The sequence below is a fragment of the Marinobacter suaedae genome, from assembly GCF_030519635.1.
Lineage (GTDB): Bacteria > Pseudomonadota > Gammaproteobacteria > Pseudomonadales > Oleiphilaceae > Marinobacter > Marinobacter suaedae.
On record NZ_JAUMIS010000001.1, the window covers coordinates 1,540,852 to 1,565,183 of the forward strand.

Here is a 24,332-nt window from a genome sequence, read left to right on the forward strand (position 1 = left end):
GTTCTAGCTAAGGCCGGCAACGGCCTTGAGTGCACGCTCGCGCCGGCTGCCAAAGCCGAGTTGGTCCGGGTTAACCAGTTCCAGCTGCTGCACCAGGGGGTCGGGGTGTTGGCTGTCCAGCGTAATGCCCAATGCGGACAGTGTATACGCCGCCAGCGCTGCGCGGGTGCGGATGTGCAGGTGCCCGTGTTCCATGCCGAAATCCCGGGCAATGATCTGCTGCTGGGCTTCGCTGAGGCGCTGGTCAGGAACCAGGTCCATGGTGACCTCTCGATTCCAGTCCTCGTCTTGCTGGCTGCTCTGTTTGGCCCGCTGACGCAGGGCTTCCGGTGGCCGTACGAAGCGGTGGAGAGCGAAGTCCCGGAACTCCCGGTTGGCGTGACACCAGGCCCGCACATGCCAGCTGTTTCCGGTGCAAACGACGGTATGGGGTTCGAGGAAGCTTTCTACCGGTTCCGGCCGGCTGAGGGACAGATAGCTGGCCTTCAGCTGGCGGCCATGACGGGTGGCATAAATGACTGCCCGCATGGTTTCAGGCTCAATCACCCGGCCCGGCACTTGCAGTATGGTACTTTCCGGGAGGGTGATATTCAGCGATTCAAAGGTGCTGCTCAGGGTTTGCTGACGCGCCAGCAGGTCAAAGTATTCATTGACGGTGCCATGAGTGACCACCGGCCGGAACTGGTCAGACGGAACGTAGCCTTTGAGGTGGCGGTCGTACTCCAGATTATCCGGTGCCAGTTCTCGCAGGTAGGTGTTGATGTCCTTGGAGGCCTGCTGGCGGCCGATGCCAAAGCTATGACAGATATGGTTCGTGGTTAGACGACCTTCCCACAGGGCAATGGTTTCAATCAGTCGATAGCGAAGCAGCAAATCCCAGCGGATGGGCCAGTCCGTCTTTTTCATAACCAGGCGCTCAAGGGTTGAGAATGGATATCTGTTTTCATGTTACCCGCTATAACAAAACCGGTGTGTTACGTGACCTTAATGTAAAACAGTGTTAAATGCACTGGTGGCGGTCGCTGCAGGCCGATTTGTAAGAATTGCCGAGGTATCTCGGGAACTGCTTAGTAGGTAGTCAGGTACAGATATGAATTACAATATTGTCCTTAAATCAGTATCTTAAAGCCACCTTTTCCTCACCGTCCCCGCGGTATGCCCGGAGTCTTCGGTTATGACCCGAATGGTCGCCTCCCTGTCTGCCCTGATCATCAGCATCGTCCTGCTGGTCAGTGGCAATGCCTTTCTGATGACGCTCTTGGGTATTCGCCTTAGCTTTGAGCAGGTCTCTCCGGACGTGATCGGCTGGATTCTGGTCTGTTACTCGATCGGCTTTGTACTCGGCACCCTGTACGTTCACACCATCATTGAACGGGTAGGCCATATCCGGGCGTTTGCCGCCTTTGCTGCGGTCGCAGCGGTGGTCGCGCTCCTGTACCCCATGGTTATCTATGAGCCTGTGTGGGGACTGTTCCGGGCTCTGTCCGGGTTCAGTGTTGCAGGTGTTCTGGTGGTGATCGAAAGCTGGTTTTCCAGCCGGGCAACCAATGAAAACCGCGGCGCTCTGTTTGCGGTGTACCAGATTGTCTTTTATCTCTCGGCGGCCGGTGGCCAGTTGCTGGTAAATGTCAGCGATCCTGCCAACTTCATGCCCTTCTCGCTGGCCGCTATTCTGCTCACGTTGGCTCTGGTGCCCCTGGCCCTCACCCGAATGGAGGCGCCCATCATCGAGCAGGTACACCGTATTTCGATATTCACCCTCGCGCGGGAGTCCTTCTCCGGCGTGGCTGGGGCGTTGATTTGCGGGGTACTGGTGGGCGGTTTCTATGCGCTTGGTCCGGTGTACGCCACACTGACCGGACTGGATGTGGCCAAGACCTCCAGCTTCATGGCCAGCGCCATTGTGGCAGCCATGATCGTTGCCTGGCCGCTGGGTCGGCTTTGTGACCATTTCGATCGTCGTCGGGTCATGTTCTGGGTGGCGATGACGGCCGCTGGCTCTGCCGGGGTGGTGGCCTACTTCGGGGCGGCCAATTTCTGGCTGCTCACCTTTGCGGTTGGGCTGATGATCGGGCTGTCGGCTGCTCTCTACCCCATTGCCGTTGCCATCACGAACGACCGCATGGAAAGCAACCGGATCGTCGCTGCCAGCGCCACCCTATTGCTGAGTTATGGCGTGGGCAGCGTGATTGGCCCTGTGGTGATGGCAGAGCTGATCAACGTACTGGGGCCGGCTGGCCTGTTTATGGGCAATGCCGGGTTCCTGTTCTTGCTGTGTGTGATCACCAGCTATCGGATCAGTCATACCGAAGACGTGCCGGTGGAAGCGCAGGAGCACTATGTGCCGGCCATGCCGGAAACATCGCCGGTGCTCACCGAGATGGATCCGCGGAACACCGAATTTCACGAATCCCATGAGGTCGAGGAGCTTAAACTGCAGGAGCAACGGCAGGAGAGCCCTTAGCGCGACAGGCGGGATTGTTCGTTGTTGAACTTGTCTTTATCGGAATGATTAGCATACTATTATTGGCCTTCCGATATGGTGAGCATGTGGGTGCTTTTAAGGCCCCATGCGGTGTTCGGCGGACCCCATGTCTGCCTTAATGATGGAGTTTACGCCATGAAAGACCAATTCCCCTTTGCTGTGGCCCGGGTAACCCGCCGCTGGCGCAAGATGCTCGATGAGCGCCTTAAGGACCTCGGCGTGACCCAGGCCCGATGGAGCACCATGGTGTACCTGTCCAAGGGCGGTGAAGGACTGACCCAGCGAGAGTTGGCGTCCCTGATGGCGATTGAAAATCCCACCCTCGTTCGGCTGCTGGACAGCCTGGAACAGCAGGATCTGATTGAGCGTCGCCCTTGCCCGAACGATCGCCGTGCCCGCCGCCTTTATCTCACCAAGGCTGGTCGAGATTTTATGGATGAACTGTCCGAACGCGCTGAAAAGCTTCGGGAAGACATGCTGGAAGGCATCAGCGACGAGGACATCGAGTGCACTGTCAGGGTGTTTCACAAGATCCTGGAAAACGCTGAAAAGCAGAAATAAGCCTTGAGCGAGCAAACCGTTGATGGCCTCATAGCCCGCTACGGTTCCCGCTGGCGCTGGCTGGCGGTAGCGACAGTCATGTTGGGCACCATGGCTTCGGTGCTCAGCGCCACCGTGGTGAACGTGGCCCTGCACGACATCATGCTGGAGTTTGGTATCCGTCAGGGCCAGGTGCACTGGCTGGCTACCGGTTTCATTGCGGCCATGACCACCACCATGCTTGCCTCCGCCTGGTTGCTGGATCACCTGGGGATCCGGAAAACCCTCGCCAGCGCCATGTTCCTGTTTGCCGTCATTTCCGTGGCCGGCGGCTTCGCCGTGTCACCGGATCAGCTGATTGCTGCCCGTGTGGCGCAGGGCGCGATGGCCGGCCTGATGCAGCCCATGGGCATGTACCTGGTGTTCCGGATTTTTCCCCGGGATCAGCGGGGGCGCGCCATGGGCATTTATGGCATGGGGGTGATCCTTGCGCCGGCGCTTGGCCCGGTGCTGGGTGGTTTCCTCGTCGATCAGCTGAGCTGGCGCTTTGTGATGTTTGCGCCTGCGCCAGTCACCCTGCTGGGTGTGTTCATGGCCTGGCGTTTTCTTCCGTTGCCCGAGGGGCGCCCCGAATCCTACCGGTTCGATCTGACTGGTCTTGCACTGCTGGGCACAACCCTTGGGGTGACTCTGGATACCCTCAACCGCCTGCAGGATCTGGCCGGCCAGGAGTGGAGAGTGGTGGCCGGGGCGCTGGTCTCCGCGACATTGCTGGTCTGCTTTGTGGCCCATGAGCGCCGCACGCCTCACCCCCTGGCTCGTCTGACCTTGCTGAAACAACCGGTATTCCTGTGTGCCAATCTTGGTGCGCTGGCGTTGGGGCTGGCCCTGTTCGGCTCTACCTATCTGATCCCCCTGTTTGTGCAGACGGCGCTGGGCTTCTCGGCCACGGAAGCCGGCTTGCTGATGCTGCCGGCCGGGGTGGTGCTTGGCATCACGTTTCCAATCGCTGGCCGACTGGCCGACAGGCAGAGCGCCCGTCGGCTGGTCATCATCGGTATCGGCCTGTTTGCCAGCTCGGCGGTTCTGTTTGCCTTGTCGGATCTGGAGCTGGCGTTCTTCTGGCTGGCCTTCTGGGCCGTTCTCGGGCGGGTCGGCATTGGTTTCATGTTGCCGGCACTGTCTACCGGAGCCCTGAATCCCCTGCCTCCTGAGCAACTGGGTGCCGGTTCCAGCACCATCAACTTTACCCGTCAGCTGGGCGGTGCCCTGGGGGTCAATATGGTGGCCCTCACCATTGAATTCGGGGAGCACAGCGGTGGTGTGCCGACGTTGACGGCGTTCCACTCGGCCTGGTGGTTGGTGGCCATCTTTGTCGCCCTGGCGGTGATTCCGGTGTGGAAGATGCGGGACTAGTTGCGTGCCGGTTACGCAGTGGTTAAAATTTGCCCTCCTTCAGGGGAGTAGCCTCCGCATAATGCTTCAGTACATGGCGGACGGCAGTCAACACACTTGGGGCTCAATCTCCATGGCTGTCGTGTCCCACCGACAATTCGGTGGAATTGGCAAGACCTGAGGCAGGACATCTCCGAGGGGCGGAAGATGTGCTGCCTCATGTCTGTTATCCGCCCCGGAGCACAATATGGAAGCCTTTCTCGCATCGACGGCTGCAGTAGCCATCGCCGAAATCGGTGACAAGACCCAGTTATTATCCCTGTTTCTCGTCGTACGTTATGGCAAGCGCCTGCCCATCATCCTTGGCATACTGCTGGCCACGGTCCTGAACCATGCGTTATCGGCATGGCTGGGCGCCTGGATTGCCGGATGGATTCCGGAGGCCTGGCTGCCCTGGATACTGGCGATCAGCTTCATTGCCATTGCGGGATGGTTGCTGATTCCCGACAAGGACGACAGCGACGATTCCCGGTTTCTCGGGCTCGGCGCCTTTGCTGCCACCACCGTCATGTTCTTCCTGGCGGAGATTGGCGACAAGACCCAGATCGCGACGGTCGTACTGGCGGCGCGTTTTACGGAAACCGTCTGGGTCATTATTGGAACCACCGTGGGTATGCTGGTAGCGAATATCCCGGTTATTATGGCGGGCCGCTGGCTGATGGAGCGGCTGCCACTGACGACGGCACGTATCGGTGCGAGCCTGCTGTTTGTCGTCCTGGCGGTCGTCACGGTGGCCGCCACGGTAATGAACTCATGAGCCCGGAGACGGTCTCTGAAGACAGATAACCTGTTGAATGTGGAAAAGAATTGTATGTTGTTCAGAGTGTTGACCCTGACCGTGCTGGCCCTGGCAGCTCCTGCGGCCTATGCGACAGCCAGTGCGCCGTTGGCTGATAAGGCCGAGGGTACCGGTGAGAGTGCGGATGACCGCGCCCCCAGGGTGCCGACGTTTGAGTTGAACGGTGACCTGGCGGGTCGGCTGGATGTATTCACAACCCGGTACGAAGACACCTTCGCTAACATCGGAATCCGCAACGCACTGGGTTACCTGGAACTGGTCAAGGCCAATCCGGACGTGGATCCCTGGTTGCCGGGTGAAGGTACCACCATCACTTTGCCACGTCAGTATGTGCTACCGGAAACCCGCCGTGAGGGCATTGTGATTAACCTGGCCGAATACCGGTTGTATTACTTCACCGACAATGGGGTCCAGGTGTATCCAGTTGGCGTGGGCACGGCAGAAAACCCCTCGCCGCTGACCAGCGCAGAGGTCACCATGCGCCTGGAATCTCCGGCCTGGTACCCCCCGGCCAGCATCCGGGCCGAATACGAGCGCAGTGGTGAATACCTGCCCAAGATGATTCCACCGGGGCCGGATAATCCTCTGGGCACTCATGCGCTGCTGCTCAGTGAAAAGGGTTACCTGATTCACGGCACCAATAAAAAGTTTGGAGTGGGAACCGCCGTCAGCCATGGCTGTTTCCGGATGTACAACGAGGACATTTCCCGTTTCGTTTATCAGGTAGACAAAGGCACCCCGGTGCAGGTCATCCACGACCCGGTAAAGATCGGTCTGTCTGGCGGAGAGGTGTGGCTGGAAGTGCACCGCCCGGAAGAAGGGTACCCTCAGCAGGAGCGGGATCGACTCTGGCGCCAGGTGTCTGAAGAAGTGGAAGCCTTCCGCCTCCGGCATCCGGGCGTGGAGGTCAAGCGCCGCGCCATCGAGCTGGCGGTGGAACAGGCGGATGGCATTCCGACCATGATTGGCGAGCAGGTGGCCACCGTGGCCGACGAGCGCAAGAAAAAGCCCCGGACCCCGGGCGATCCCCGGGAAACGCTATACTTCTGACGGGCAGGCCGGTGATCGGGGGACCCTATCTCAACAGGGAGGTGTGTATGAGTTCGACCATTCTGATTACCGGCGCAAGCTCTGGTCTGGGCGAGGGCATGGCCCGCGAATTCGCCGCCAGGGGCAACAATCTGGCCCTGTGTGCCCGCCGCACAGAGCGCCTGGACGCTCTGAAAACCGAGCTAGTGGCCTCCCACCCCGATCTTACGGTGAGTGTTCGTGCACTGGATGTGGACAATCACTCACAAGTTTTCGACGTTTTTCGCGCGTTCCGGGACGACTTCGGCACCATCGACCGGATCATCGTCAATGCCGGTGTCGGCATGGGCCGGCCACTGGGGACGGGCCAGTTCGATGCCAATCGCCAGACGGCGGAAACCAACTTTGTCTCTGCCCTTGCGCAGATGGAAGCGGCCATGGAGATCTTCCGGGCCCAGAACCATGGCCACCTGGTGACCGTGTCCTCGGTGTCTGCAGTGCGTGGTATGCCCTCCAATATCACCACCTACGGTGCGACCAAAGCGGGTCTTGCGGCACTATCGGAAGGCTTGCGTGTCGAACTGACGAGGACGAAATCTCCGATCCGGGTGACTACACTGTATCCAGGCTACATCAATACTGCGATTAACGAGAAGGTGAAAAACAAGCCCTTCGCCGTGGATGTCCGGACCGGCTGTAAGGCAATGGTTAACGCCATTGAGTCCGGAAAAAAGGAAAGCTACGTACCGCGATGGCCCTGGACGCCCATTGGGTTTCTGCTGAAACGGTTACCGGTGCCGGTACTGGCAAAAATGTTCTGATCGTTCCCCGAGACGGGGAGGCCGCATGCAGAGTCACCGACCCGCCTGGAAAACCTGCCCGCCCATGCTTCGCCTGTGGGTGTTCGTCGTTTGCTCCCCCTGCCTCATATGGCTGGCTGCCCTCGCCCAGCCACTCTCCGCCCAGTCCGAAACCAGCAACACGGTGTTGGTCCTCTCCATCGAGGGCGCGATCGGCCCGGCCACCATGGATTATGTCACCCGGGGAATTCGTCGAGCCGAAAGCGGTGAAGCTGATCTGGTGGTGCTGGAAATCGATACGCCAGGGGGGCTGATGGATTCCATGCGGGACATCATCAAAGTGATTCTCGCGTCCGATGTTCCAGTGGTCAGTTACGTGTCGCCGGCTGGCGCCCGGGCGGCCAGCGCGGGTACGTACATCCTGTATGCCAGCCACATTGCCGCCATGGCTCCGGCGACCAACCTTGGCTCTGCCACGCCGGTGCAAATGGGTGGGCTTCCTGGCGCCGATCCACAGCCGTCCGAACCGCCCGATACCAGTGATGAATCCCAGGACGGCAGTAAGGGGGAGGAAGGCAAACGGCGGGGTGGCACGGCCATGGAGCGCAAGGTGCTGGAGGATGCCGTCAGTTACATACGGGGACTGGCAAAGCGCCACGGCCGCAATGCCGATTGGGCCGAAGAAGCAGTCCGGGAAGGGGTTAACCTCAGTGCTGGTGCGGCGCTGGAGCGGAATGTGATCGATGTAGTGGCGGATAACCTCAGCGAACTCCTGGAACAGATTGATGGCCGCACGGTGCGAATGGCCACCGGTGAGCGGACCCTGGGCACCGCCGGCCTTATGGTGGTGCGGGCACAGCCAGACTGGCGAACCCGGCTGTTGTCGGTGATTACCGACCCGAACGTTGCCTATTTTCTGATGATCATCGGTTTCTACGGCATTGTGTTTGAATTGGCCAATCCGGGCGCGGTGGTGCCGGGTGTGATCGGTGCAATCTGCCTGATCCTGGCGCTCTTTGCCTTTCAGGTGTTGTCCGTCAATTACGCCGGGCTGGCGCTGATTCTGCTGGGGCTGGCATTCATGGTCGGGGAGGCGTTTGTCCCCAGCTTCGGGATTCTGGGGATCGGCGGCATTGTTGCCTTTGTCACCGGCTCGGTCATTTTGATGGACGGCTCGCATCGGGACATCTCCTTGCCCACCATTGGCGGCACGGCGATTGTCGCTGCCGGGTTTATGTTGTGGACGGTGACCAAGTTCATTCGCCTGCGGCGACATCATCCTGTCAGCGGTGGTGAGCAACTGGCCCACGAAAGCGGCGTGGCGCTGGATGAATTTGTCCGCGAGCACCAGCATTTCCGGGGGCACGTCCGATTGAGTGGCGAGCGCTGGAATGCCGTGAGCCAGGAGCCGGTTCGGACGGGTGACCCTGTTCGGGTAACCAGAGTGGATGGACTGACGGTGTCGGTTGAGGTGGAGCAGGAGAGCGCCTGAGCCGGAAAAGGTCGAATGGAACCAAGGAGGACCTATGTTTGGTGAACTGATTCCGTACATCGCGCCCACAGTGGTGCTGCTGCTGGTTCTGGCGTCGGCGATCAAGATCCTGCCGGAATACGAGCGTGGCGTGGTGTTCTTCCTCGGTCGCTTTCAGGGCGTGAAAGGGCCAGGCCTGGTCATCGTGATCCCCGGAATTCAACAGATGGTTCGGGTGGATCTGCGGGTCATCGTGCTGGATGTCCCCAGCCAGGATGTGATTTCCCGGGACAACGTCACCGTGCGGGTGAACGCGGTCCTGTACTTCCGGGTCGTGGATCCGGAACGGGCCATTATCCGGGTGGAAGACTACCATTCCGCCACCAGCCAGCTGGCGCAGACCACACTGCGCTCGGTTCTGGGCAAACATGATCTTGATGAGATGCTGTCCGAGCGGGACAAGCTCAATTCCGATATCCAGGACATCATCGACGCCCAGACGGAAGAATGGGGTATCAAGGTGGCGAATGTGGAGATCAAACATGTGGATCTGAACGAGTCCATGATCCGCGCCATTGCCCGTCAGGCCGAGGCCGAGCGGGAGCGTCGGGCCAAGGTGATCCATGCGGAGGGCGAGCTTCAGGCCTCGAAAAAACTGGTGGAAGCGGCGGAGGTGATGTCCGCCAATCATGGATCCATGCAGCTCCGCTACTTGCAGACGCTGGCGGATATGAGCAACAGCAACGCCTCGACCATTGTCTTTCCGTTGCCGTTGGAACTGGTGAAGGGTTTTATTGAGCCCAAGACCAGTAAAGATGGCACCGATCCCGATCTGGAGACGAAGGGGTAACAAACGGGCAAAAAAAAGGCCGGATTAACCGGCCTTTTAGACGTCAGCAGAGGCTGAGTCTTACTTCATGCTGGACTGCTCAAGCATGCGCTTGGCGCGCTCGTTTGCTTCGTTAGCAGCGCGCTCAGCAGCCTTGGCAGCAGCCAGTGCTTCTTCAGCAGTCTGCTGGGCAGTGCGAGCAGAGGAAGCAGCGCTGTTAGCGGTGCTCAGAGCATTTTCGGCAGTCTGCTCGGCAGAATTCGCGGTTGCAGTTGCTTCGTCAACGGCAGCCTGGTTAGAGGCACAGCCTGCAGTCATAGCAGTGGCCAGAGCAAACCCGGCGATCGTCAGTTTACGCATTATGATTCCCCTTATTGGTCGAGTTATTTCCTGTGCTCCGGAAATCAGTATAGATGACTTCCTGTCAATCGCGCCCCAAGGGCGTTGACAACCGGATCGTTACTCAGTGTAAAACACTCAGAGCCAAAATGTTAACAAAGGGTACGTAAATTTTTCGACCATGTGACAACAACTTAATGCTGCTGTCACGGAAAGTTCACGGAACAATTCGAATTGGGGTGCCGTCCGCGACCAGTTGCCAGATTTCATCCATTTCTTCGTTGGTCACGGCAATACAGCCATCGGTCCAGTCCAGTCCGCGGTAGGCAAATGCCATGTCGCCGACTTCGTTGGGTAGTCCGTGGATCATGATGCTGCCGCCGGGATCCTGTCCCCAGGCCCTCGCCTGTTCCCTGTCCTGTTCGTTCGGGTAGGAGATGTGAATCGATTTGTAGAAATCACTGCTGGCGTTGCGCCAGTCCAGAACGTAATCACCCTCCGGAGTGCGTTCGTCACCCTCATAGAGCTTGTGGCCCTCGGGGTTATCGCCCAGGGATACGCGATAGCTCTTCACCACCCGCTCACCATCCATCAGGTAGAGCCGGCGCTCACCTTTTCGCACCAGCACCTGACTGATGTCCAGAGACTCAGCCTGAGACGAGGCCGGCATTGGCATGTGGGTGTCGGCCTTGGCCAACAGCTCAGTTGCCGACACCGCGGCTGGAGAAATCAGGGTGGCTGCCAGTAGACAGGCGCTTAAAAAAAATCGGGAAAACATGTTTAGTGAACTTACCAATGGTTAATCTTTGCACAGGCGCATTTATAACATAGGCCGCCAGGCCAATGTTGAGAGCTTTTGTTAACTTTTGGCGTGATCTTTTTTCTGATGTTTCGTGCCTGGCCCCTCCATCTTGAGGCCTACCTTGGTGACCCGATCGGATTCGGTTGCTCTCGCCACCAGCGTCACCGGCCCCAGCAAAACGGTATCGCCCACTACCGGGTGGCCTCTGGTGCGTTTGGCGAAGCACTCCGCCAGTGACAGCTCGGGTGGCAAGTCGTCGAATTCGATGCCGTAAACCTGCTCCACATCCCCCAGCAGCGCATCGCCATTGAGCACAAAGTCCCCGAAAAAGGCCCGTTCGGCCAGATATTCGGGCGCGTGCCGACCACTCAGGGCCTTGCCCAGTTCGGGCAGGACACCGGGGGTGGCAAACATGGCCAGCACATCACCGCTGACCACCTGCAGGTCCACGTTTGGCTGCAGGCAGACCTGATTCCGGAATACGCCAGCCACGGCGGTTTTTTCCGGAAGGTGAAGTTGGCCCAGTGGCCGGGGGGTCTCCCAGGGTTTGCCCCGTAAGGGGAACAGCATGAGCTCATGGCCACCGGCCGCCGGCACATCCAGTGGCAATCGCCGGTACGGGTCTTCGCCGGAGGGCACCTCCAGTTTAAGCTTTCTGGCCAGAGGTGCCATGGTGGTGCCCTGCACCACCAGCGAGACCAGGACGATAAAGAACGCGATGTGGAATATCAGTTGGGACTCCGGCAACCCGGCCATTACCGGGAACAGTGCCAGTACGATGGGAACCGCACCCCGCAGACCGACCCAGCCAATAAATCCCAGCTCCCGGCGGTTGAAGCCAAATGGCAGCAAAGTGAGTGTAACGGCCAGCGGACGAATAATCAGAATCAGTGCCAGGGCCATGATCAGGCCACCACCGGCCAGCGGCCACAACTCGGAGGGCGATACCAGCAGGCCCAGCATCAGGAACAGGCACAGTTGGGCCAGCCAGGCCAGGCCGTCGTGTACCTGAAGGATCATCGGCATCATCCGGACCTCGCGATTGCCGATCACCACACCGGCCAGATAAATCGCCAGGAAGCCACTGCCGCCCAGGGCGTTGGTTCCGGCAAATACGGCAATGCCGGCGGCGGCGACCAGCAGTGGATACAGGGAGGGCGTCAGCCGGATTCGGTTGGTCAGTTCGGCGATCAGGCGTCCTCCCAGCACGCCCGCGATGCCCCCAATGCCCATCTGTTTGGCCAGCATCGTCGCCGCTTCACCGCCGGCGCTGGCGTCCTCGTTACCGATCAGGGTGACCAGCAGCAGCGTCAGAAAGATGGCCATAGGATCGTTACTGCCGGATTCGATCTCCAGTGTGGCACTGACCCGTTCGTTGAGGTGTAGGCCCCGGCCCTGCAACAGGGAGAAGACCGCGGCAGCGTCCGTAGAGGAAATGATGGCGCCGATCAGCAGTGATAGCAGCCAGGGAAGGTCAAACACCCAGTGGGCAACCACGGCAGCGCCCCCGGCGGTCAGGAATACCCCGAGTGTGGCCAGCATCAGGGCTGGTCGCAGTCCTACCCGGAAGGTCTCGGCACGGGTCCTCATGCCGCCATCCAGCAGTATGACCCCCAGCGCCAGGTTGGCCATCAGGAATGCCAGAGGAAAGTTGTCGAATTCAATGCCACCGGGGCCGTCCTGGCCCATCATCATGCCGACAACCAGGAATATCAGCAGCACCGGCATGCCAACCCGGCTGGACAGCGGGCTGAGCAGAATGCTGATCACCAGCATCAGGGCACCCATCAGGGTAAGGGTGGGGTCCATCACAACTCCAGACTCTGTGCTTGCCTAACCGTGTGCCAGCACTCTATATTTTTTGCGCGGCCCATTGCATACGCGGGTGTAGTTCAATGGTAGAACGGCAGCTTCCCAAGCTGCATACGAGGGTTCGATTCCCTTCACCCGCTCCACTCTACACGACTCTTACCTGTCGATGAGCCAAAACACTACTATATATCAGAGTTCTATGATTTTTTTGCTGGGCAGGCACTCTCCGGCTTCCGAGGAAACCGGAGAGGTTGATCGGCGAACTTGTGTTCTCTTACTCCTGGCCTAGTTGATTGTCTTCGAGACGGCCGGAGATGGCGGGCTGAGCAGTCCACCGGTGTCTTCCGTCTGCACGGTGAAATACCAGGTGCCCGTTGACAGACCTTCGATGGTTGCCGAGGTCTCATAGCCGGGGATAACCACCGACTGGTCCAGTGCTGTCTCGCTTGTCCCGTATTTGACCAGGTATGAGTTGATCTCGCTCAGGGCGAGAGAGGTGCCGTCGGAACGGGTGGAAGGTGCCGTCCAGCTGATGATGGCTGTTCCGGTGGTGGGTACCGGCTCGGTTGTTGTGCCGCCATCGTCAACGACCGGAAAGCTTTGCGAGTCATTGATAGACGTGCCGGCCTCGTACTCCTCAAGATTGGTAAAGCCATCGTTGTCGAGATCCGTGCTGGCATCGGCGGAGTCGAGGGGATCCAGCCCGGAGGCATACTCGAAGCCATCGGGCATGCCATCGGCGTCGGAATCCGGATTGTTTTCCCGGGTTCCGATCAGGAATTCATCCGCTGCAGAGATCAGATCGCCATCCGGGTCATTATTGCTGTCGTTCGGATCACCGGGATTCAGGCCGTTGGCGATTTCCCAGTTGTCGTAGAGGCCATCACCGTCTTCGTCCAGGGGCGGATAAAGCTGATTGAACGCCAGGTTTTCGCTGCCATCCAGGTAACCGACGCGATAACCGAGGGAGTAGGCCTCCTGAGTGGTTTCCCCGTCGCCAAAGCCGGATTCGGACCAACTATACAGGTAATCGGTGCCGATCACCTGTTGGGCCATGCCAGGTCCTTCCCAGGCAACGCTGAAATGGTCCGGTCCGCCGCCCTGTTTGAAGAGAACCTCAAAATAATAGGGCTGCCCTTCCGTCAGCCTCTGGATACCGGACGCCTGGGAGCTGTATTTGCTGTAGTCCCCTTGGGAGGTTTTACCGGGCACGGTTGCGATGATCCCGGCCTGCCCTGGTTGGTCCGACGGGCTCAGCAATAACTGTGCGGCGTCGTCAGCGCTGATGAAGAACCGATAGTCTCCGGTCGCTGGTGCCATAATAAAACCCCGCACCCAGGCCCCATAGTTGTTGCCACGATTGCTCATTTCGAGCGAGGTCAGGCTTTCCACCCGGTCCGGGTTGTCGGGAAACGCCGGCGTTTCGGTCAGGTTGGAAATGTCAGAGCCGCTGATGTTGTCAAAGTAACGAAACTGGACAAAACCCGGGTCGCTGGTGGTGGGGACCGCAGCGGGCGGCGGGAGGTCCCCCGGGCCGGGAGTTTGTGTGGCACAACCTGCAAAGAATGAGGCGACGACAGCCAGAAGTATCGCGGTGCTGGCTTTAACCATGACAGCGTCCTCTGTGGGTGCTTTGAAGACAGGAACCTTACTAGTCACGGTTAAAGATGGCAGATAATGCCGATATGCACAGGGAGCGCCTAGTTCATGTGTTTATATACGAGTTCTTTTTATTCTTTTAGGTTGTCTGGTTTTGGCCAGGCTTGGAGCCTGGCCACCCTGACCCTAGTGCAGTTTCAGCCTCGGGTGCATGGCCCGGCTGATTTTATCCATCAGCCAGATGACGCCTGTCCGTACGAAGCCGTGTAGCGCCACCTGATGCATGCGGTAGAGCGACACGTAAAACAACCGTGCCACCTTGCCTTCTATATACATGCTCCGCCCCGACAGGTTGCCCATCAGGTTGCCCACAGTGGTATAGCGACTGAAATTGATCAGCGAGCCGTGATCGTTGTAGACAAACGGCACGGGCTCTTTTCCCTGCAGGCGGCGAGTCAGTGTCTTGAACAGGGTATCGGCCTGTTGATGGGCGGCCTGGGCCCGGGGCGGTACCGGACGGTCGGCGTCTGGCTGCGGGCAGGCCGCGCAATCGCCGAGGGCGAAAATATCGGTGTCCTGTGTGGTTTGCAGGGTCTGCTCGACCAACAGCTGGTTGCTCTTGTTGGTTTCCAACCCGTTGAGATTGGCCAGAAACGCGGGTGCCTTGATGCCTGCGGCCCAGATGGTCATTTCCGAAGCCAGTTCGGAGCCATCCTGCATGATGATCCGGTTGGCCTTGACCTCGCTTACGGGCTGCCCGCTGTGTACCTGTACCTGCTGGCGCTCCAGTTCCCGGGTTGCCGCTGCAGACAATCTGGCCGGCAGCGCGGGCAGGATCCGGTCAGCGGCCTCGACGATGTTGATAGACACATCCGAGGGAGTCAGGTGGTTCATGCCGTAGACTGGCAGTTCCCGGGACGCCAGTCGAAGCTCCGCCGCCAGTTCCACACCGGTGGCACCGGCACCGATGATGCTGATATTCAGGGTATGGGGCCGATCGAGCTGCGCTTCGTGGTTTTTCCTGAGGAAGGCGTTGAGCATCAGGTTATGAAATCGCCGGGCCTGCTTCAGGCTGTCCAGGAACAGGCAATGGTCCTGCGCCCCCGGCGTACCGAAATCATTGGCAGTGCTGCCCACGGCAATCACCAGGGTGTCGTACTGGAGGTGTCGTTCCGGCACCACTTCCTCACCGTCCTGGTCATGGAAGGGGGCAATCACCACTTCCTTCTTTCGGCGATCCAGGCCACACATTCGGCCCAGCTGGAACTCGTAGTGGTGCTTGCGGGCGTGGGCCCGGTAGTTGATCTCGTTGGCGTTGGCGTCCAGGGAGCCGGAGGCGACTTCGTGCAGCAGGGGCTTCCAGACGTGGGTCAGGCCGGCGTCTAACAGCGTGATGCGCGCCTTGCGTTTCTTGCCCAGTTTGTTGCCCAGCCGGGTGACCAGTTCCAATCCGCCTGCGCCGCCACCCACCACCACGATGTGCTGAAGGTTATCCATAGTGTCCGATCCAGAAGTGAAAAGAGGCAAACGCTCTGGGACCAAAACGCTTGGCTGTTATCACTCGGCATTGTCGGGAAAGGGTGGGTGTGGGCTGAGGGGGCTATAGTAGCCTGCCGATGCAAGTGGGCACAATTGGCGACCGGTGCCGCTTCTGCCGGACCGGGTTCAGTGCCGGGCCCGGTAGGCGTCCAGTATGGCTGACACGTCGCTGGCCAGTTCTGTCAGTTCTTCCGGACTCAGGCCTCGTTCGGCCATGGAACGGAGGCCCACGATCTGAGCCTGGATCAGGCGGGCCAGGCGCTCGCAATCGGTATGGTCGGCCAGCTCGCCCGCCATTTTGGCCTGTTCCAGCGCTTCAGCCAGTGCCTTGCGGACGTCCGCCAGAATCTGCTCGGCCTGCCCGGCCAGTTCCGGGTGGGTCCGGCTCGATTCCAGCAGGGTCTTGATGATCATGCAGGCCCGTGCCGGTTTGTCGGCGGATGCTGATGCGGTTCCTGCCATTGCGCGCAGATAGGTCTGCAGGCCATCGACGATGGACTCCGAGCTCTCCAGATACCCCATCAGCTCTTGCCGCCCCTGATCCGCGTAGGTGGCCAGGGCCTCGGCAAACAATCCGTCCTTGCTGCCAAAGGCGGCGTAAATGCTGCCGGGACGAAGATCCAGGGCCTGCTCGATCTGTTTCATGGAGCTGCCGTGGTAACCGCGATCCCAGAACAGCGAGATGGCTTTATTCAGCAATGTTGGTCTGTCATACCGGGCTTGTCGGGCCATATCCGTGATCATCAGATTATTTGTTGAATGCTCACTCAATTATAACTTGAATGATCGCTCAAAAATAGTTAGGGTTCGCGTTGTTGAGCGATCATTCAAGAAAGGAGAGCGACATGACAGACTTTACCCTGCACGATATCGATTCCGCGCCAGAGCAATCCAAACCGCTGCTGGATAAATCTCAGAAGGCGTTCGGGATGATTCCCAATCTGCACGCGGTTATGGCTGAGGCCCCGGGTCTTCTCGATGGCTATCAGAAACTGCATGAACTGGTTCTGGGCAGCAGCTTTGACAACGACGAGACCACCGTCGTGTGGCAGACCATCAACGTGGAGCATGCCTGCCATTACTGTGTCCCCGCGCATACCGGCATTGCCAAGAGCATGAAGGTCTCGGACGAGATCACAAACGCCCTGCGGGACGAAACACCACTGCCCAGCGACAAGCTGGAAGCCCTGCGCACCTTCACCCTGGCGGTCGTTCGAAAGCGTGGTGAAGTCAACGGCGAAGATCTGGACGCTTTCTACGGTGCCGGTTACAGCCAGCGGCAGGTGCTGGAAATCATTCTGGTGCTGTCCCAGAAGGTGATGAGCAACTACGTCAATCACATCGCCGAGACACCGGTGGATGAGCCGTTCAAGCCCTTCGCATGGCAGAAAGCGAAGTAATAGCCCGGCAATCGGGTGCTTAAACCGGCGCCTCGGTCGGGGCGCCGCCTTCCAGGCCGGGCGGCTTTCGCCCGGTCAATCCATCTCCCTCCCCCTGCACTGACAGAACTCGTTGAACGACCGGACCATCTATCCGGATCAGGAACCGGTTGGCGGTTGGGCCGGGATTCCCGTGCCATACTGCTTTGAGGTCAGATGGGTGTATCGAATGTGAGGAGGCGGTGATGAATGACTTTACACTGCACGATCTGAATTCCGCGCCGGAAGAATCCAAACCCCTGCTGGAACAATCCTGCCGGGTGTTCGGCATGATTCCGGGCCTGCACGCGGTGATGGCCGAGGCGCCGGGTGTACTGAACGCCTACCAGACTCTGCATGAGCTGGTGATGGTCAGCAGTTTCGATAACGACGAGCGCACCGTGGTCTGGCAATCCATCAATGTGGAACACGCCTGTCATTATTGTGTGCCGGCCCATACGGGTATCGCCAGGAGTATGCAGGTGTCCGAGGGGCTGATTGAAGCGCTGCGCAACGAGAGCCCGTTGCCCACCCCGAAACTGGAAACGTTGCGAGCCTTTACCCTGGCGGTGGTGCGCAAGCGTGGGAAAGTCAGCCGTGAGGATCTGGATGCCTTTTACAAGGCCGGCTACGGCAACCGGCAGGTGATGGAAGTAATCCTTATCTTGTCTCAGAAAGTGATGAGTAACTACATCAATCACATCGCCGAGACCCCCATCGACGAGCCTTTCCGACCCTTTGAATGGAAGAAGGAATGATTCGTATGGAAGGAAACATCCGTTCAGGAGGGACCACCAGACTATGAAAATCGCGGTGTACTGCGGCTCCCGCACGGGCAATCACGCCCGGTTTGCCGAAAAGGCCGCCGAGTTGGGCGCCTTCTTTGGGCACAATGGTATTGATCTGGTCTTCGGTGGCGGTCACGTAGGGCTGATGGGCATTGTCGCTGACTCGGTGCTGGCAAATGGCGGCAAGGTTTACGGGGTTATTCCCGAACACCTCCGGAACCAGGAACTTGCGCACAGCAGTCTTACCGAACTGTTTGTTGTCCGGGACATGCATGAGCGCAAGGCCAAGATGGCGGAACTGGCCGATGGCTTTGTTGCCCTGCCCGGGGGCATCGGCACGCTGGAAGAAATCTTCGAAGCCTGGACCTGGGGCCAGCTTGGCCTGCACAAGAAACCCTGCGCCTTCTACAACGTGGACGGCTTTTACGATCATCTGCTGGACATGGCGGGCACCATGGCCGCAGCCGGTTTTTTAAGGCAGGAATACATCGACATGCTGGTGCTCACGGACACACCGGAGCAGTTGCTGACGGCTTTCCGCAACTACACGGCACCCCACGACAAATGGGGCTGATCTGACCATCACGCCCAGAGGAGGGGCCTTATTGCGTGCTGGAGCTGGTTGAAGGCGTCGGAGAATTTGTCTGGGGTCCCTTGACCATTCTGTTGCTGGTGGGAACCGGCCTCTACCTCACCGTTCGCCTTCGCTTTATTCAGCTTTTTCGCCTCTGGCTGTCCCTGCGCATTGTCAGTGGCCGGGATGCCGAAACCTCCCGGGCGGGTGAACTCAGCCACTTCAGTGCATTGACCGTCGCCCTATCCGCCGCCATTGGCAATGGCAACATTGCCGGTGTCGCCACCGCCATCGCCCTGGGCGGCCCCGGTGCCATTTTCTGGATGTGGGTGACCGCAGTCGTCGGCATGGCAACGGTGTTCGCCAGCACCACCCTGGCGCTGGTCTATCGCACCTATGACCCGAAAACGGGCTATGCCGGCGGCCCCATGTACTACATCGAGCGTGGCCTTGGCCCGCGCTGGAAGCCAATGGCCCGGTTTTTTGCCTTCTGCGCAATACTGGCGGCCTTTGGCACCGGCAACATGGTGGAGGCCAACTCGGTGGCCGATACCCTGGAGTTCTCGCTTCGAGACGTTTTGGCGTATGCACCGGACGAGGCCAACGTCCTAGGTGTCAAGCTGGGCATCGGCGTGGTGTACGCCGTCCTGATCTGGCTGGTGATCGTCGGCGGTATTCGCCGCATTGGCAAGGTGGTGTCCCGACTGGTGCCTCTGATGTTCGTGGTCTACGTGGGCAGTGCCCTAGTGGTGTTGGGCATTCATGTGGATCGCATTCCCGGTGCCCTGGCCTTGATACTCGGTGACGCCTTCACCGGAACGGCGGCCACTGGCGGCTTCGCTGGCGCGGCAGTGATGACCACGATCCAGTTCGGGGTGGCAAGGGGGGTGTTCAGTAACGAGGCGGGACTGGGCACCACCCCCATGGCCATGGCCGCGACCCGTTCCGACGAACCGGTGCGGGCCGGGCTGGTAGCCATGAACGGGCCGCTGTTCGACACGCTGGTAGTGTGCACGATTACTGCCCTGGTGATTATTACCACGGGCGTATGGACCACTGGCGTCAGTGGCTCCGAACTCACTACCATGGCGTTCAATGCAGCGGTACCGGATCTGGGCAAGCTCGCCGTCACGCTCTCGTTGCTGTTCTTCTCGTTTTCCAGTGTGGTGGGCTGGAGCGTCTACGGCGAACGGGGTACCGGATACCTGTTCGGGTCGGAACGAATTACCCTTTACCGAAACCTGTTCTGCTGTCTGCTGCCGGTCGGGGCTGTGATGGATCTGGAGTTGATCTGGGGCCTGTGCGACATTGCAAACGGCCTGATGGCGATTCCCAACCTGATTGCCATCGTTCTGTTGTCGCCCCTTGTGGTCCGGCTCACTCGGGAGTATTTCAGAACCCGCAGCCTCTCCGTATCGCAGGATTGAAGGTTTCCGGATTATTCCCCGGCTTCCCGGGCCTGCTTGAGCTTTTCCAGTTTCTCGTGCAGCAACTGCTCCAGTTTGATCAGCTGCTCACGGTTTTTCTCGTTGGGTTTGTTGGTGTACAGGTCCACGTAGGTCTGGGTCACCGAACTCAGAATGGGATGCAGTTTTTTATAGTCTTCGTCGGCCATGGCTGGATCCTCCCCGGGGGCTTCAATCTGTTCAACTATGGCTCATTCGCCGGCATGATCAAGTTGGTCCGCCCAGGCGGGAGAAGGTTCCGGCTCATTGGCGTGTGCATCCCGGCGGCTCTCCGGTGACCAAACGGTGTATGCTTTTGGCAGAGTGGGTTCCGAGCCCGCTGACGATCTCGCGCAGAACAGCAACAAAAGTGACAAGGGATTGAACCAATAATGTCCACAACAACCCCATCCCCCTCTTCCCCCATGGCTCTGGAGAACATCCGGGTTCTGGAGCTGGGTCAGCTGATTGCCGGCCCCTATTGTGGCCAGATCCTGGCCGATTTCGGTGCCGAGGTGATCAAGATTGAACCGCCCGGCAAGGGCGATGCCATGCGCCAGTGGGGGACCGAAGATCAACACGGCGACCCGATCTGGTGGAACGTGATTGGTCGCAACAAGAAGTCCGTGACCCTGGATCTGCGCCAGCCGGAGGGCCAGGAACTCCTGAAGGAGCTGGTGGCCAAAGCGGACGTGCTGATCGAGAACTTCCGACCCGGCACCATGGAAAAATGGGGCCTGGGTTATGACGTGCTGTCCGCCTTGAACCCCAGACTGGTGATGGTCCGGGTCACCGGTTTTGGGCAGGACGGACCCTATGCCAGGCGGGCAGGCTTTGCCGCCGTCTGCGAGGCCATGGGCGGGTTGCGCTACATCAGCGGTTACCCGGACCGGCCCCCGGTGCGGGTGGGTATTTCTCTTGGCGACTCGCTGGCGGGACTGCACGGAGCCCTCGGCGCGCTGGTGGCGCTGCAAAGCCGGGAACGGACCGGCAAAGGGCAGATGGTCGACAGCGCCATTTACGAATCGGTACTGGCGATGATGGAGAGCCTGATCCCGGACTATGCCCGGGCGGGCAAGGTGCGGGAGCGGAGTGGCAGCTTCCTGCCAGGTCTGGCACCGTCCAACGCCTATCCGACCCGTGACGGCCGTGATGTGGTCATTGGCGCCAATCAGGACACGGTGTTTGCCCGCCTGTGCAACGCCATGGGGCAGCCGACGCTGGCAGACCATCCGGATTACGCCACCCATCGGGCCCGGGGCGAGAACCAGCTGGCCATTGATGATCTGGTGGCGGCCTGGACCCGTCAGCATGACGCCCAGCAGATTGTCGATGTACTGGCAGAGGCCGGCGTTCCGGCCGGTCTGGTCTACCGTGCACCGGAAATGCTGGACGACCCCCATTTCCGGGCGCGCGACAGCATCGTTGAAGTCCCCGACCGTCATGGCGACCCACTGCCCATGCAACAGGTGTTTCCCCGCTTGTCCGATACCCCGGGGCGGGTCAGGCACGTGGGTGTCGCACTTGGTGCCCATACCGACGAGGTTCTCAGTTCTATTCTGGAGCTGGACGAGGCACGTCGGGAAGAACTCAGGGACAAACGGGTGATTTGACGCGGGTGGTCGTGGTCTGTCATTCGGATCTTCCGGGCTCTGCTAATCTGGACAACAGGCGGACGCCATTGATACAACCGGGTGTGGTCAATTCCGGTGTGGCCTTCGGGGCCGGCCGACTGGCGTCTGACAATCAACAGGAGGGATGGTTGTGAAACTAGAAGTCCGAGGTATTGAGGATGGGCAGCCGATTCCGGAGCGATTTGCTTTCGGAGTCTACAGTTCGACCGATCACATGAGCTTTGGCCCGAACAAGAATCCGGAACTGGTGTGGGACCAGGTTCCCGACGGCACCAGGAGCTTTGCGGTGATCATGTTCGATCCGGATGTGCCCAGTGTTGCCGACGATGTGAACAAGGAAGGCAGGACGGTCGCCGCGGATTTACCCCGGGTGGACTTCTTCCACTGGCTGCTGGTGGATATTCCGGCGGATACCCGCCGTATCCCCGAAGGCGAGGACAGCGATGGCGTCGCCCCGAAAGGAAAAGCGGGTGGCCCCGGTCCGATCGGCGTCCGTGGGGTGAACAACTACACCCAGTTTCTCGCCGGCAACCCGGATATGGGGGGTACCTATTGCGGATACGACGGCCCCTGCCCACCGTGGAATGATGAAATCATGCACCATTATCACTTCGAGATTTTTGCCCTGGATGTGGACAGCCTGGGCCTTGAAGGTGAATTCGATGGCAATGCGGTGCGCGAGGCCATGAAAGGGCACGTGCTCGACAGTGCGCGAGTCACCGGTACCTACACCCTGGACCCGGATCTTCGCTGAGTCCGAACGAGCTTGGGATTCTTTGCTGTGACCGGTCTCCGGGCACAGCGATAAATTGCCCTGGTTGATCTTGTATACAGCTGGAAAACTTGCTGCTAAGGGACCACGATTAGGGAAAGCGCTTAATCACGGCAGGACAGGCCATGGCTACCCCGACAGAATACCCGCTGCCCACGGAGGGAGCCGAGGGCGAGTGGAATGAGGATTCCATCCGGCAGGAGGTGAATGCACTGCGGCACAAGCCCGGCGCACTCCTGCCGATCCTGCACGCAATCCAGGACCGCATTGGCTACATTCCCGAGGGAGCGGTTGCCGTCATCGCCGAGGCCCTCCAGCAGACCCGCGCCGAAATCCACGGCGTCATCAGTTTTTATCATCATTTCCGAACCCGGCCTGCCGGGACCCATGTGTTGCAAATCTGCCGGGCCGAGGCCTGCCAGTCCATGGGCTGCCGGGCGCTGGAATCGCACATACAGCAGCGCCTCGGGATCGGCTTTCACCAGACCACCCACGATCGTGAATTCACCCTGGAGCCCGTCTATTGCCTGGGCAACTGCGCGTGTGCGCCCTCCATCCGCCTGGACGACCGGATTCTCGGCCGGATGACGCCGGAGAAATTTGACCTGCTGGCGGAACAACTCACCACCTCGACACTCGAAGTGCAATAAACGGGGGAATACATGGCAACTCGAATCTATGTGCCCTGTGACACCACGGCGTTGTCACTTGGAGCGGATGAGGTCGCGAGGCAGATCCAGCAGGCGGCTGACGAACGGGGGCTGTCCATCACCCTCGTACGCAATGGTTCCCGGGGCCTATGCTGGCTGGAGCCCCTGGTGGAGGTGGATACCGGTCAGGGCCGGATTGCCTTTGGCCCGGTGGAGCCCGACGACGTGCCCACGCTGATTGAGGCGGGGCTGCTCGAAGGCCGCCCGGACCACGAAGCCTGCCTCGGCAACATTGAAGAACACCCCTACCTGAAGCGTCAGCAGCGCCTGACGTTTGCCCGCATCGGCCTGACCGATCCGCTGTCCATCGAAGATTATCGTGAACACGGTGGCTTTCAGGGCCTTGCCCGGGCGGTAGAACTGTCGGGCCAGGCCATTGTCGATCAGGTCAAGGAATCTGGATTGCGAGGCCGGGGCGGCGCGGCTTTTCCAACCGGCATCAAGTGGCAAACGGTGCTGGACCAGCCGGATGACCAGCAGAAATACATTGTGTGTAACGCCGATGAAGGCGATTCCGGTAGTTTCGCCGACCGGCTGGTGATGGAGTGTGATCCCTACCTGCTGATCGAGGGCATGGTGATTGCCGGTCTGGCGGTGGGCGCGGACCAGGGGTTCATCTACCTCCGGGAGGAATACCCGGTGGCCCACCGCATCCTCGACGAGGCCATCGCCCGGGCAGAGGCCGAGGGCTACCTGGGGGCAGACGTCCGCGGCACGGGGCAGAGTTTTTATCTGGAAGTCCGGCTGGCGGCCGGGGCCTACATTTGCGGTGAGGAGACGTCCCTGCTGGAGAGTCTGGAAGGCAAGCGCGGGCTGGTGCGCGCCAAGCCTCCACTGCCGGCCATTCACGGATTGTTCGGTCAGCCCACGATCGTTAACAACGTGCTGTCCCTGGCGACGGTACCGTTCATTCTGGCCCAGGGTGCATCGGCCTATGCCGACGTGGGTATGGGCAAGTCCCGGGGCACACTGCCGATCCAACTGGCGGGCAACATTCGCCAGGGTGGTCTCATTGAGCTGGGGTTCGGTGTGACGCTGCGAGAGATCCTGGAGGATTTCGGGAGCGGAACCCTGTCGGGCCGGCCCATGAAGGCGGTACAGGTGGGTGGGCCGCTGATGGCTTACCTGCCGGAAAGCCAGTGGGATACCCCCATGGATTACGAGGCGTTCGCCGGGCTCGGCGCCGGCATTGGCCACGGAGGGGTCGTGGTCTTCGACGACACCGTCGACATGGGCGCGCAGGCCCGCTTCGCCATGGAATTCTGCGCTGTGGAATCCTGCGGCAAGTGTACGCCCTGCCGCATTGGTTCGGTGCGCGGAGTGGAAGTGATTGACCGCATCCGGGCCGGCGAGCGCCCGGAAGAGAATCTCGCATTACTGGAAGATCTGTGTGAAACCATGGTGGATGGTTCGCTCTGTGCCATGGGCGGGATGACCCCGTTCCCGGTCCAAAGTGTCATGAAACATTTTCCGGACGACCTGACAGGCTGAC

24 protein-coding genes and 1 tRNA gene are annotated in these 24,332 nt (G+C 59.8%); 17 read left to right on the forward strand and 8 right to left on the reverse strand.

The window, feature by feature from the left end; genetic code table 11:
- Positions 1 to 3: 3 nt before the first annotated feature.
- Positions 4 to 906, reverse strand: a complete 903-nt coding sequence (locus QVZ43_RS07000) for a BrxR family helix-turn-helix transcriptional regulator (protein ID WP_302909361.1) — start codon at positions 904 to 906, stop codon at positions 4 to 6.
- 268 nt (positions 907 to 1,174) lie between these two features.
- On the opposite strand from QVZ43_RS07000, the gene QVZ43_RS07005 reads away from it, so the two are divergent.
- From QVZ43_RS07005 to QVZ43_RS07040, 8 genes are all read left to right on the forward strand, one after another.
- Positions 1,175 to 2,464: an MFS transporter gene (locus QVZ43_RS07005; RefSeq protein ID WP_223795157.1), complete on the forward strand. Its 1,290-nt coding sequence runs from the start codon at positions 1,175 to 1,177 to the stop codon at positions 2,462 to 2,464.
- Positions 2,465 to 2,620: 156 nt separating this feature from the next.
- Positions 2,621 to 3,046 (forward strand): MarR family transcriptional regulator, encoded by a 426-nt coding sequence (locus QVZ43_RS07010; RefSeq protein WP_302909362.1) that lies wholly within the window; start codon positions 2,621 to 2,623, stop codon positions 3,044 to 3,046.
- Positions 3,047 to 3,124: 78 nt separating this feature from the next.
- On the forward strand, positions 3,125 to 4,441 hold the full coding sequence (locus QVZ43_RS07015; RefSeq protein WP_411722684.1) for a DHA2 family efflux MFS transporter permease subunit: 1,317 nt from the start codon (positions 3,125 to 3,127) through the stop codon (positions 4,439 to 4,441).
- 226 nt (positions 4,442 to 4,667) lie between these two features.
- Positions 4,668 to 5,237, forward strand: a complete 570-nt coding sequence (locus tag QVZ43_RS07020; protein ID WP_223795160.1) for a TMEM165/GDT1 family protein — start codon at positions 4,668 to 4,670, stop codon at positions 5,235 to 5,237.
- A 54-nt stretch (positions 5,238 to 5,291) separates the two neighbouring features.
- Entirely contained in the window at positions 5,292 to 6,329 is a 1,038-nt protein-coding gene (locus QVZ43_RS07025) for a L,D-transpeptidase family protein (RefSeq protein WP_302909363.1), read from the forward strand.
- A gap of 47 nt (positions 6,330 to 6,376) precedes the next feature.
- Positions 6,377 to 7,129, forward strand: a complete 753-nt coding sequence (locus QVZ43_RS07030) for an SDR family oxidoreductase (protein ID WP_302909364.1) — start codon at positions 6,377 to 6,379, stop codon at positions 7,127 to 7,129.
- 25 nt (positions 7,130 to 7,154) lie between these two features.
- Entirely contained in the window at positions 7,155 to 8,600 is a 1,446-nt protein-coding gene (locus tag QVZ43_RS07035; protein WP_302909365.1) for an NfeD family protein, read from the forward strand.
- A gap of 34 nt (positions 8,601 to 8,634) precedes the next feature.
- On the forward strand, positions 8,635 to 9,429 hold the full coding sequence (locus QVZ43_RS07040) for a slipin family protein (RefSeq protein ID WP_302909366.1): 795 nt from the start codon (positions 8,635 to 8,637) through the stop codon (positions 9,427 to 9,429).
- A gap of 60 nt (positions 9,430 to 9,489) precedes the next feature.
- On the opposite strand, the gene QVZ43_RS07045 is transcribed toward QVZ43_RS07040, so the two are convergent.
- The 3 genes from QVZ43_RS07045 to QVZ43_RS07055 all read right to left on the reverse strand — a co-directional run bounded on the left by QVZ43_RS07045 (position 9,490) and on the right by QVZ43_RS07055 (position 12,358).
- Entirely contained in the window at positions 9,490 to 9,768 is a 279-nt protein-coding gene (locus QVZ43_RS07045) for an Lpp/OprI family alanine-zipper lipoprotein (RefSeq protein WP_223795165.1), read from the reverse strand.
- A 196-nt stretch (positions 9,769 to 9,964) separates the two neighbouring features.
- Entirely contained in the window at positions 9,965 to 10,525 is a 561-nt protein-coding gene (locus QVZ43_RS07050) for a L,D-transpeptidase family protein (protein ID WP_223795166.1), read from the reverse strand.
- A gap of 81 nt (positions 10,526 to 10,606) precedes the next feature.
- A complete protein-coding gene (locus QVZ43_RS07055) occupies positions 10,607 to 12,358 on the reverse strand; it encodes a potassium/proton antiporter (RefSeq protein ID WP_223795167.1) in 1,752 nt (583 codons plus the stop codon).
- A gap of 72 nt (positions 12,359 to 12,430) precedes the next feature.
- On the opposite strand from QVZ43_RS07055, the gene QVZ43_RS07060 reads away from it, so the two are divergent.
- Positions 12,431 to 12,504, forward strand: a tRNA-Gly gene (locus QVZ43_RS07060).
- Between the two features lie 142 nt (positions 12,505 to 12,646).
- On the opposite strand, the gene QVZ43_RS07065 is transcribed toward QVZ43_RS07060, so the two are convergent.
- The 3 genes from QVZ43_RS07065 to QVZ43_RS07075 form a co-directional block, all read right to left on the reverse strand.
- Positions 12,647 to 13,972 carry a fibronectin type III domain-containing protein gene (locus QVZ43_RS07065; RefSeq protein ID WP_302909367.1) on the reverse strand — a complete coding sequence of 442 codons (1,326 nt, stop codon included), beginning with the start codon at positions 13,970 to 13,972 and terminating at the stop codon, positions 12,647 to 12,649.
- Positions 13,973 to 14,146: 174 nt separating this feature from the next.
- Entirely contained in the window at positions 14,147 to 15,457 is a 1,311-nt protein-coding gene (locus tag QVZ43_RS07070) for an NAD(P)/FAD-dependent oxidoreductase (protein ID WP_302909368.1), read from the reverse strand.
- 168 nt (positions 15,458 to 15,625) lie between these two features.
- Complete coding sequence (locus QVZ43_RS07075; protein ID WP_302909369.1) at positions 15,626 to 16,231, reverse strand: TetR/AcrR family transcriptional regulator; 606 nt, start codon at positions 16,229 to 16,231, stop codon at positions 15,626 to 15,628.
- A gap of 113 nt (positions 16,232 to 16,344) precedes the next feature.
- Here QVZ43_RS07075 and QVZ43_RS07080 point away from each other — a divergent pair, with 113 nt between their 5' ends.
- The 4 genes from QVZ43_RS07080 (at position 16,345) to QVZ43_RS07095 (ending at position 19,706) form a co-directional block, all read left to right on the forward strand.
- Positions 16,345 to 16,899, forward strand: a complete 555-nt coding sequence (locus QVZ43_RS07080; protein ID WP_223795171.1) for a carboxymuconolactone decarboxylase family protein — start codon at positions 16,345 to 16,347, stop codon at positions 16,897 to 16,899.
- Positions 16,900 to 17,123: 224 nt separating this feature from the next.
- Positions 17,124 to 17,675: a carboxymuconolactone decarboxylase family protein gene (locus tag QVZ43_RS07085; protein ID WP_223795172.1), complete on the forward strand. Its 552-nt coding sequence runs from the start codon at positions 17,124 to 17,126 to the stop codon at positions 17,673 to 17,675.
- A gap of 43 nt (positions 17,676 to 17,718) precedes the next feature.
- On the forward strand, positions 17,719 to 18,279 hold the full coding sequence (locus QVZ43_RS07090; protein WP_302909370.1) for an LOG family protein: 561 nt from the start codon (positions 17,719 to 17,721) through the stop codon (positions 18,277 to 18,279).
- A 35-nt stretch (positions 18,280 to 18,314) separates the two neighbouring features.
- Positions 18,315 to 19,706: an alanine/glycine:cation symporter family protein gene (locus QVZ43_RS07095; RefSeq protein ID WP_223795174.1), complete on the forward strand. Its 1,392-nt coding sequence runs from the start codon at positions 18,315 to 18,317 to the stop codon at positions 19,704 to 19,706.
- A gap of 11 nt (positions 19,707 to 19,717) precedes the next feature.
- Here QVZ43_RS07095 and QVZ43_RS07100 read toward each other — a convergent pair whose 3' ends face one another.
- Positions 19,718 to 19,894: a hypothetical protein gene (locus QVZ43_RS07100; protein WP_223795175.1), complete on the reverse strand. Its 177-nt coding sequence runs from the start codon at positions 19,892 to 19,894 to the stop codon at positions 19,718 to 19,720.
- 222 nt (positions 19,895 to 20,116) lie between these two features.
- On the opposite strand from QVZ43_RS07100, the gene QVZ43_RS07105 reads away from it, so the two are divergent.
- From QVZ43_RS07105 to QVZ43_RS07120, 4 genes are all read left to right on the forward strand, one after another.
- Positions 20,117 to 21,337, forward strand: a complete 1,221-nt coding sequence (locus QVZ43_RS07105; protein ID WP_302909371.1) for a CaiB/BaiF CoA transferase family protein — start codon at positions 20,117 to 20,119, stop codon at positions 21,335 to 21,337.
- A gap of 151 nt (positions 21,338 to 21,488) precedes the next feature.
- Complete coding sequence (locus QVZ43_RS07110) at positions 21,489 to 22,112, forward strand: YbhB/YbcL family Raf kinase inhibitor-like protein (protein WP_302909372.1); 624 nt, start codon at positions 21,489 to 21,491, stop codon at positions 22,110 to 22,112.
- 143 nt (positions 22,113 to 22,255) lie between these two features.
- A complete protein-coding gene (locus tag QVZ43_RS07115; protein ID WP_223795178.1) occupies positions 22,256 to 22,780 on the forward strand; it encodes a formate dehydrogenase subunit gamma in 525 nt (174 codons plus the stop codon).
- A gap of 12 nt (positions 22,781 to 22,792) precedes the next feature.
- Entirely contained in the window at positions 22,793 to 24,331 is a 1,539-nt protein-coding gene (locus QVZ43_RS07120; protein WP_302909373.1) for a formate dehydrogenase beta subunit, read from the forward strand.
- The last annotated feature ends 1 nt before the right edge of the window (position 24,332 follow it).